Here is an 8,436-nt window from a genome sequence, read left to right as displayed (position 1 = left end):
GCACTCGGTGGTCGCCGTCGCACAGCGGCTCCGCCGAGACGGTGAACTCGCCCTCGTGCACGGCAACGGCGGTTACCTGACATACCAGCACGTCGTGGTGCTCGGATGTGCGCCCCACACCGACGGCTACGTCGGAGATCCCGAGCCCGTGCAGATACCGGCGTCCGCACCCGACGCCGCGCAGGACTACTCCGGTGAGGTCGAGATCGTGACCGCCACCGCAGAATACGGCCGCGACGGCACGCCGTCCGTCGGATTCCTCGTCGGCACCACGACCGACGGCCGACGCGTGTCGGGACACACCGGCGCGGAAGGGGCACTGCTTCTTTCGGCAGGTGCGGACCTCATCGGCACCGTCGTCCACGTCACCGACCAGGGCGGGCAACTCACCGTGGCCCGCATCGATACCCCTTCCTCCGAGGAGCACCCGCAGTGACCGAACCGATCGTTCTCGTCGAGCAGCGCGACCACACGCTGATCGTCACCATCAACCGCCCCAAGGCCGCGAACAGCATCAACGCCGACGTGCACCGGGCGCTCGGAGAGGCATGGGAGCGGGCCGCCGACGACCGCAGCGTGCGCGCCGTCGTGCTGACCGGTGCAGGCGACGCCGTGTTCTGCGGCGGCGCCGACCTCAAGGCACTCGGCACGGCCGGGCCGGACGGGGTCACCCCACCCGAGACCGCACACTGGGGATTCGCCGGCATCGTCAAGCACCACATCGCGAAGCCGATCATCGCCGCTGTCAACGGCACCGCACTCGGCGGCGGCACCGAACTCGCCCTCGCGAGCGATCTCGTGGTCGCCTCCGACACAGCCGAATTCGGTCTCCCCGAGGTGCACCGCGGGCTCATCGCCGGCGCGGGCGGCGTGTTCCGCATCGGACAGGCGATCCCGCGGGCGATCGCGATGGAACTCGTCCTCACCGGGAAGCCGATGTCGGCCGCCGACGCGCTGCGCTGGGGCCTCGTCAACCGGGTCGTACCGCAAGCCGACGTGCTGACCACCGCGCTGGATCTCGCCGCACAGATCGCTGCGGGGGCACCGCTGGCCGTACAGGCGAGCAAGACGGTCGCGCGCGGCATCGTCGACGGTCATGTCTCCGCGGAAGACCATTCGTGGGAGCTGACCGAAAAGGCCCTCGCACGACTCACCACCAGCGCCGACACCCTCGAAGGCGTCATGGCCTTCATGCAGAAGCGTGAACCCGTCTGGAAGGGCGAATGACGATGACCACCACCGAAGTGCTGCGCTGGGACACCGACGAGCAGAAGGCACTGCGGCAACTCGCCGCCGACTTCACCCGCAAGGAGATCCTCCCCCATCTCGACACGTGGGAGCGTGAGGGTTCCATCCCGCGCGAACTCCATCGCAAGGCGGCGGAAGCCGGACTGCTCGGGGCCTCCGTCGCCGAAGAGCACGGCGGTTCCGGTGGCAACGCCCTCGACATGCTCACCATCCTCGAGCAGATCATCCTCTCGGGCGGATCGTCGGGCCTGATCTCCGCGCTGTTCAGTCACGGCATCGCGACCCCGCACATCATCGCCTCCGGCAACACCGACCTCATCGACCGGTACGCGCGGCCCGCACTCGAAGGCAGGATGATCGGGTCGCTCGCCATCACCGAGCCCAGCGGTGGCTCCGATGTCGCGAACATCCGCACCACCGCCCGCCGCGACGGCGACGAGTACGTCATCAACGGCGCCAAGCTGTACATCACCTCGGGCACCCGTGCGGACTTCGTCACCACTGCCGTCCGGACCGGCGATGCGGGCGCCGGCGGTATCTCGTTGATCGTGGTCCCCACCGACACACCGGGTTTCACGGTCTCGCGCAAGCTCGACAAGATGGGCTGGCTGTGCTCGGACACCGCCGAACTGTTCTACGACGACGTGCGTGTCCCCGTCTCGAACCTCATCGGTGCGGAGAACTCCGCCTTCGGCCAGATTGCCCAGCAGTTCCAGGGCGAGCGGTTGTCGCTGGCCTTCCAGGCCGTCGCCACCGCGCAGCGTTGCTTCGATCTCACCGTCGACTGGGTCAAGTCCCGGGAGACCATGGGACGGCCACTGTCGAAGCGCCAGGTCGTGCGGCATCGCCTCGCAGAACTCGCAACCGAAATCACTGCGGCACAGACATTCTGCCGCTCGGTCGCGGAACGTTGGGCCAACGGTGAGGGCATGCTGCTCGAAACGTCCATGGCGAAGAACAACGCCGTGAAGGTGTGCGATACCGCCGTGATGGAGGCGGTTCAGCTCGCCGGCGGAATCGGGCTGATGCGCGAGAGCGAGGTCGAGCGCCACTTCCGCGACGCTCGCGTGCTCGGAATCGGCGGCGGCACAACCGAGATCATGAACGAGATCATCAGCAAGTTGCTGGGCTTGTAACCCGGCGCATGTGAACCCGATATGCCGACGGCCGAGCACTTCGGCCGTCGGCATATCGCTGTCAACGCAGGGTCCGGCGTCGTCCCGCATCGCTCCGGTGCCGCAGGACTTCGAGTCCCGCCACCGCGGCGGCCGCGACCACCACGTGCATTGTCACCAGTGCGACAGTGCTCGCGGTGTCGAAATCGGCCACGATGGTCCCCTGGATCGTGGCGAGGGGCAGCAACGCCCCCACGACCTGCGCGATCCGTAGGAACCCGCTCCACCACAGACTCAGCAGTGCCGCGAGGGCAAGTCCGACCGAGAGCGGGACCGCGGTCATGAGCACGACACCACCGGGCGCCGCAGAAGCCACGGTGCCGGCGTCAGTGTGCTCGAACGAACCGCCTGCGGCGAGTCCGACGAGCCACACGACGAGATTGACCACGAGCGCAAGCAGCACGGTCGCCACCACGACGACGAGCCTGTCCGGAACGCGCACGGCGGCGGAGACAGAAGACAATCGAGAAGTTTCGGGCGCAGTCATGAATCCTCCTGAAGGGTGCTGTCATTCGACGACACCCATCGTCCGACCTCGAGTCGACTCGAGGTCAAGACCTCGCCCGCGCCCGGTGCCGGCGGAGGTCAGCCCACGTCGTCGGCGAGCTCCATCCACTGCTCCTCGGCGGCTTCCTTCTCCGCGACCACCTCACGAAGCTCGGCATCGAGCTTCTGCAGCTTGTCGGGATCGGTAGCGGCCTCGGCCAGACGGACGTGCAGCTTCGCCTCGCGCTCGTCGAGCTTGGCGATCGCCCGTTCGAGGCGTGAGAGTTCCTTGCGAGCCGCCCGATCGGCTGCACCGTCGCGCTTCGTCGGCGTCGCTCCCCCGGTGTCACCCGGCTTGGAGACGGTCGACGCCACGGACACCACGCCCTCGTCGCCCATGGCCGCGCGCCGGCGGAGGTATTCCTCGATACCGCCGGGAAGGTTGGTGAGCTTGCCGTCACCGAAGAGCGCCCACGTCGAATCACAGATGCGCTCGATCAGGAACCGGTCGTGACTGATGACGACGAGCGTGCCGGCCCAGCCGTCGAGAAGGTCCTCGAGCTGCTGCAGCGTATCGATGTCGAGATCGTTGGTGGGCTCGTCGAGCAGGAGAACGTTGGGCTCGGCCATGAGTACCCGCGTGAGTTGCAGTCGGCGTCGCTCGCCTCCGGACAGGTCGCCCACCGGTGTGCGCTGCCGTGCCGGTGTGAAGCCCAGACGTTCCGCGAGTTGACCGGCCGAGACCTCCTTGTCGCCCAGCATGATCCGCTCGGCCACATCCTTGACCGCGTCGAGTACCCGCATGTCGGTGGGGAGGTCGTCGAGTTCCTGCCGCAGCCAGCCGATTTCGACCGTCTGCCCCTGAATGCGCCGGCCTGTCGACGGTTCGAGTTCCCCGGCGAGGGTGCGTAGCAGGGTTGTCTTACCCGACCCGTTGACGCCGACCAGACCGATCCGCTCCCCCGGCCCGAGCCGCCACGTCAGGTCGTGCACGAGTTCGCGGCCGTCCGGGGTCGTCAGGGTCGCGTTCTCGAGTTCGATGACGACGCGGCCCAGCCGCCGCTTGGCGAACGAGGCCAGCGCCACCGAGTCGCGCGGCGGTGGCACGTTCGCGATCAGCGCCTCCGCCGACTCGATGCGGTAGCGAGGCTTCGACGTACGGGCCGGCGCACCGCGGCGCAACCACGCCAGTTCCTTGCGTGCGAGGTTCTGGCGCCGTTCCTCCATGGCGTCGGCCTGGCGCGACCGCTCGGCCCGCGCGAAGATCCAGTCGTTGTAGCCACCCTCGTAGGTTTCGACCGTGCCGCCCACGACCTCCCAGGTCCGGGTGGCCACGGTGTCGAGGAACCAGCGATCGTGGGTGACGACGACGAGGGCACTTCGCCGGGAGATCAGGTGCTCGGCGAGCCACTGGACACCCTCGACGTCGAGGTGGTTGGTGGGCTCGTCGAGCACGAGCAGATCGAGATCCTGCACCAGGGCGGCCGCGAGCGCGACCCGGCGACGCTCGCCACCCGACAGCCCGTCCACGACGGCGTCCAGGCCGAGCTTGTCGATGCCGATCCCGGTCAGCACGGACCGGATCCGCGAGTTGCCGGCCCACTCGTGGTCTGCGACGCCGAGCGGTCCGAGAACCACTTCCGCGACCGTCGATCCGGGGGGCAGCACACCGCGCTGCGTCACCACGGCCATGCGGAGGCCGCCGACGCGGCTGACGCGCCCGGAGTCGGGCTCCTCCACGCCGGCGAGGACCTCGAGCATGGTGGTCTTTCCGCCGCCGTTGAGACCGACCACGCCGATGCGCTCGCCCTCCTGCACGCCGAGAGACACCGATTCGAGCAGCGGCTTGACGCCGAAGGACTTCGAGACCTGTTCGAGATTGATCAGATTCGCCACGTGGAGCATTGCCTTCCGGAGTGTTCAGTTTCAGTGATGTGCGGTATCGGTGTCGAGCACGACGCGGGCGCCCGGCACCGGGCCGGTTGCGATGCGCACCGTGCGGCACACGCCTGCCCCCGCCAGTTCGGCGCTCACGGTGACCGCGGCGTGATGGTCGGCGACGAGGAACGCGCACGTGGGACCCGAGCCGGACACCAGGCCGGCAAGGGCACCTGCGTCGACACCGGCTCGCAGGGTGCGACGGAGTTTGGGGTCGAGCGACAACGCCGCGGCCTGCAGGTCGTTGCCGAGCAACGGTGCAAGTTCGTGCGGGTCGCCGGACGCGAGCGCCGACAGTACGTCGTCGGAGTCGCCGACGCGCAGCGGATCGCCGCCCTCGCGCAGGCTGTCGAGCTCGCGGAAGACCACCGGCGTGGACAGGCCGCCCTTGGCGAGCGCCAGGACCCAGTGGAATGTTCCCCGCGTGAGCACCGGCACGAGCCGTTCGCCGCGCCCGGTGCCGAGTGCGGTGCCGCCGTGCAGGCAGAACGGCACGTCGCTGCCGAGCTGGGCGGCGAGCCCGTCGAGGTCGTCCCGTGACGCACCGAGCCCCCACAGGGCGTCGAGTGCGACGAGGGTCGCAGCCGCGTCTGCGCTGCCGCCCGCCATGCCGCCGGCCACGGGAATGCCTTTGGTGATGGTGATCGCCACCTCCGGCGCACGCCCGGCCTGTTCGGCGATCAGCTCTGCGGCACGCCACGCAAGATTGGTCGAGTCGGTGGGCACCGCCCCGGCGTCGGCGCCCGAGACGTGCACGCTGAGCCGGTCCGAACCCACCACCGAGACTTCGTCGTACAGCGACAGTGCCTGGAAGACGGTGTGCAGATCGTGGTAGCCGTCCGGGCGCAGATCGCCCACCGCAAGATGCAGGTTGACCTTGGACGGGGCCCGCACGGTGACGGGAGCGGGAACGACGGAAAGCACGAGTACACAGCTTACCCGCGCGACGGCGCGGCCCCGGACCACCGCGTGCGGTGCCACACCCCGGCCCTCAGATGCCGAGGACCACCTTCGCGATCATGAAGTACACGAGCAGGCCCGTGGCGTCGACGAACGTCGTGATGAAGGGGTTGGAGAACACCGCGGGATCGGCACGGACCGCGCGCGCCAGCATGGGCATCACGCCACCGACCGACGCGGCCATGGTGCAGATACTGAGCAGGGTCAGCCCGATCACCAGACCCAGCGACGGCTCGTAGAGCACGGTGACCAGGACGAAGCCCACCGTCCCGAGCAGCAAACCGAGCGACAACCCAACGCACAGTTCGCGGACGAACACCTTCCACAGATCGCGCGGAGTCACGTCGTTGAGCGCGAGCGCACGCGTCACGGTGGTCGCCGCCTGATTCCCGGTGTTGCCGCCCGTGCCGATGAGGAGGGGGATGAACAACGCCAGCGCGACCATCTGTCCCAATGTGGCCTCGAAGATCTCCAGAACCTGCACGGTCAACGACGCACCGATCGCCAGGACGAGGAGCCACACCACCCGGGAGCGCACGATGTTGAACACCGGAGTGGCCAGATACGGCTGGCGCAGCGGTTCGGTGCCGCTGATGCGCGCCTGGTCTTCGCTGTCGGAGTCTTCGAGGATCCGCAGCGCGTCGTCGAACGTGAAGATTCCGACGAGCCGGGTCTCGCTGTCGACCACGGGCAGGGCGAGCCGCTTGAGGTCGGCACAGCGCCGCGCAGCCTGCTCGCTGTCCTCGGTGGCGTAGGCCCAGTCCGGCCGGCCCGCGATATCGGCGATCACGGCGTCGCGCGGCGCCTTGAGAAGGTCGCGCAAGCTCACCACTCCGACCAGAACCCGCGCGCGGTCGGTCACGGGGAGGGTGTAGATGGTCTCCGCGTCCTCCATCCGCTGCTCGAGTTTGTCCAGTGTCTCGGCGACGGTGAGATCGGGATGGGTGACGATGTACTCCGGGCTCATCCGCCGCCCGATGGATCCGCGCGGGTAACCGAGGATCTCCGCGGTGAGATCGCGCTGGTCGGGCGGCAGGCCCTGCAGCAGCTTTCCCGCGACCGTCGCGGGCAGTTCGTCGAGCAGACCCACCCGGTCGTCGGGTTCGAGTTCGGCGAACAGCGCCGCGACGTCGTCGTCCTGGAGCGCACCGACGAGGCTGCCCTGCAGCGCGGGGTCCAGCCCCTCGAAGACCGTCATGGCGCGATCCTTGGAGAGAAGCCGGTACACGATCGCGCGTTGCGTCCGGTCGAGTCGTTCCAGAATCTCCACGACCTGACCGGTGGTCAGTTCACCGAGCACCTCGGTCAGTGCCGTGAGATCGGTGCGCGAAAGTGCCGTCTCCACCGCTCTGATCGACGACTCACCACCTGCCACCCGGGACTCACTCACCGTTGCACCCTATCGAAGGAGCACAGGGCCGTTTCTTCAACGAGGACAGGTTCGGTCCGCAATACGTGGGATCGTCGAGTCATGCGCGAAACCTCGGCCCGGTTGCTGCGATTGCTGTCGCTCCTGCAGATGCGACGGGAGTGGTCCGGCGCCGAACTCGCCGATCGACTCCGCATCACCACACGAACCGTCCGGCGGGACGTCGAGAAACTGCGGGAACTCGGCTACCCGGTGGATGCGACGGTGGGTGTCGGAGGCGGCTACCGGATGGGAGCCGGCGCCGAGATGCCACCACTGCTGCTCGACGACGACGAGGTCGTCGCCGTCGCGCTCGCGTTGCGGTCGGGCGCGTCACATGCGGTCACCGGGATCGGCGACGCCGAAATCCGGGCGCTCGTGAAACTGCGCCAGGTCATGCCGTCGCGCCTTCGGTACCGCCTCGAGGCTCTGCAGGTCGACGTGGTCGACCACGGTCCCGCCGAGTCGGCGGTGGACGCGGGACTGCTGTCGACCGTGGCGTCGGTGTGCCACACCCACGAGAGATTGCGATTCGACTACCGCACGCACGACGGAACCTCGTCGCGGCGCGAGGTCGAACCCCACCGGGTGGTGCGCTCGGGATTGCGGTGGTATCTCGTCGGATGGGATCTCTCCCGGGACGGGTGGCGCTCGTTCCGTGTGGATCGGATGGAACCGAAAATTCCCACCGGTCCCCGTTTCACGCCTCGGGACCTACCACCCGGCGGAGCGACCGGATTCGTCTCCCGGGGGATCGTCAGCGGCACCTCGTCCGCCAAGGCGCGAGTACTCATCCACGCGACGTTCGGAACGGTCGCACCGATGATCGACCAGCGCTGGGGCACCGTCGAACCCGTGGACGACGATCGCTGCGCCGTCGAATTCGACGGAAGCTCGCTGGACTCGATCGCGGAGTGGCTCGCGGCATTCGATCTGGACTTCACCGTGCTCGACCCGCCGGAACTGCGGGAGGTGTGCGGCCGGGTCGCCCGGCACCATGCCGCGCTCGCCGAACGGTATCTCCGCGCGTGCGTCGACACGAGCCGAAACCCGTTGAGCCCCTGACAAAAAAACGGCTGGGCCGGCACCCGAAAACGGGTGCCGGCCCAGCCGGAGAAAGTTGGTATCAGCCGATAACGGTGACGCCGGTGGCCTGCGGGCCCTTCTGGCCCTGGCCGATCTCGAAGCTCACGCGCTGGTTCTCCTCGAGGCTGCGGAAGC

8 protein-coding genes and 1 pseudogene are annotated in these 8,436 nt (G+C 68.4%); 4 read left to right on the top strand and 5 right to left on the bottom strand.

What is annotated here, in order from left to right:
• From ACFWU2_RS05855 to ACFWU2_RS05845, 3 genes and pseudogenes are all read left to right on the top strand, one after another.
• Positions 1-436 (top strand): annotated as a pseudogene (locus tag ACFWU2_RS05855) (acetyl-CoA acetyltransferase); the annotation flags it as partial.
• Positions 433-1,227: an enoyl-CoA hydratase/isomerase family protein gene (locus ACFWU2_RS05850; protein ID WP_378602262.1), complete on the top strand. Its 795-nt coding sequence runs from the start codon at positions 433-435 to the stop codon at positions 1,225-1,227. The pseudogene ACFWU2_RS05855 and the gene ACFWU2_RS05850, both read left to right, overlap by 4 nt.
• A gap of 2 nt (positions 1,228-1,229) precedes the next feature.
• Complete coding sequence (locus tag ACFWU2_RS05845) at positions 1,230-2,384, top strand: acyl-CoA dehydrogenase family protein (RefSeq protein WP_378602259.1); 1,155 nt, start codon at positions 1,230-1,232, stop codon at positions 2,382-2,384.
• A 61-nt stretch (positions 2,385-2,445) separates the two neighbouring features.
• On the opposite strand, the gene ACFWU2_RS05840 is transcribed toward ACFWU2_RS05845, so the two are convergent.
• From ACFWU2_RS05840 to mgtE, 4 genes are all read right to left on the bottom strand, one after another.
• Complete coding sequence (locus ACFWU2_RS05840; RefSeq protein WP_378602256.1) at positions 2,446-2,910, bottom strand: DUF6069 family protein; 465 nt, start codon at positions 2,908-2,910, stop codon at positions 2,446-2,448.
• A gap of 98 nt (positions 2,911-3,008) precedes the next feature.
• Positions 3,009-4,805 (bottom strand): ABC-F family ATP-binding cassette domain-containing protein, encoded by a 1,797-nt coding sequence (locus tag ACFWU2_RS05835; RefSeq protein WP_378602253.1) that lies wholly within the window; start codon positions 4,803-4,805, stop codon positions 3,009-3,011.
• 30 nt (positions 4,806-4,835) lie between these two features.
• A complete protein-coding gene (locus tag ACFWU2_RS05830) occupies positions 4,836-5,771 on the bottom strand; it encodes a 4-(cytidine 5'-diphospho)-2-C-methyl-D-erythritol kinase (RefSeq protein WP_378602251.1) in 936 nt (311 codons plus the stop codon).
• 67 nt (positions 5,772-5,838) lie between these two features.
• Entirely contained in the window at positions 5,839-7,197 is a 1,359-nt protein-coding gene (mgtE, locus tag ACFWU2_RS05825; RefSeq protein ID WP_378602248.1) for a magnesium transporter, read from the bottom strand.
• 81 nt (positions 7,198-7,278) lie between these two features.
• Here mgtE and ACFWU2_RS05820 point away from each other — a divergent pair, with 81 nt between their 5' ends.
• Positions 7,279-8,280, top strand: a complete 1,002-nt coding sequence (locus tag ACFWU2_RS05820) for a helix-turn-helix transcriptional regulator (RefSeq protein WP_378602245.1) — start codon at positions 7,279-7,281, stop codon at positions 8,278-8,280.
• 61 nt (positions 8,281-8,341) lie between these two features.
• Here the strand turns inward: ACFWU2_RS05820 and ACFWU2_RS05815 are convergent.
• Positions 8,342-8,436 (bottom strand): cold-shock protein (locus ACFWU2_RS05815; protein WP_378602381.1); only part of this gene is annotated, 95 nt, incomplete at its 5' end.

Source organism: Rhodococcus sp. NPDC058639 (genome assembly GCF_042717545.1).
In the GTDB taxonomy this organism is placed as follows: domain Bacteria; phylum Actinomycetota; class Actinomycetes; order Mycobacteriales; family Mycobacteriaceae; genus Rhodococcus.
This window is presented reverse-complemented; position numbering and strand designations above follow the sequence as displayed.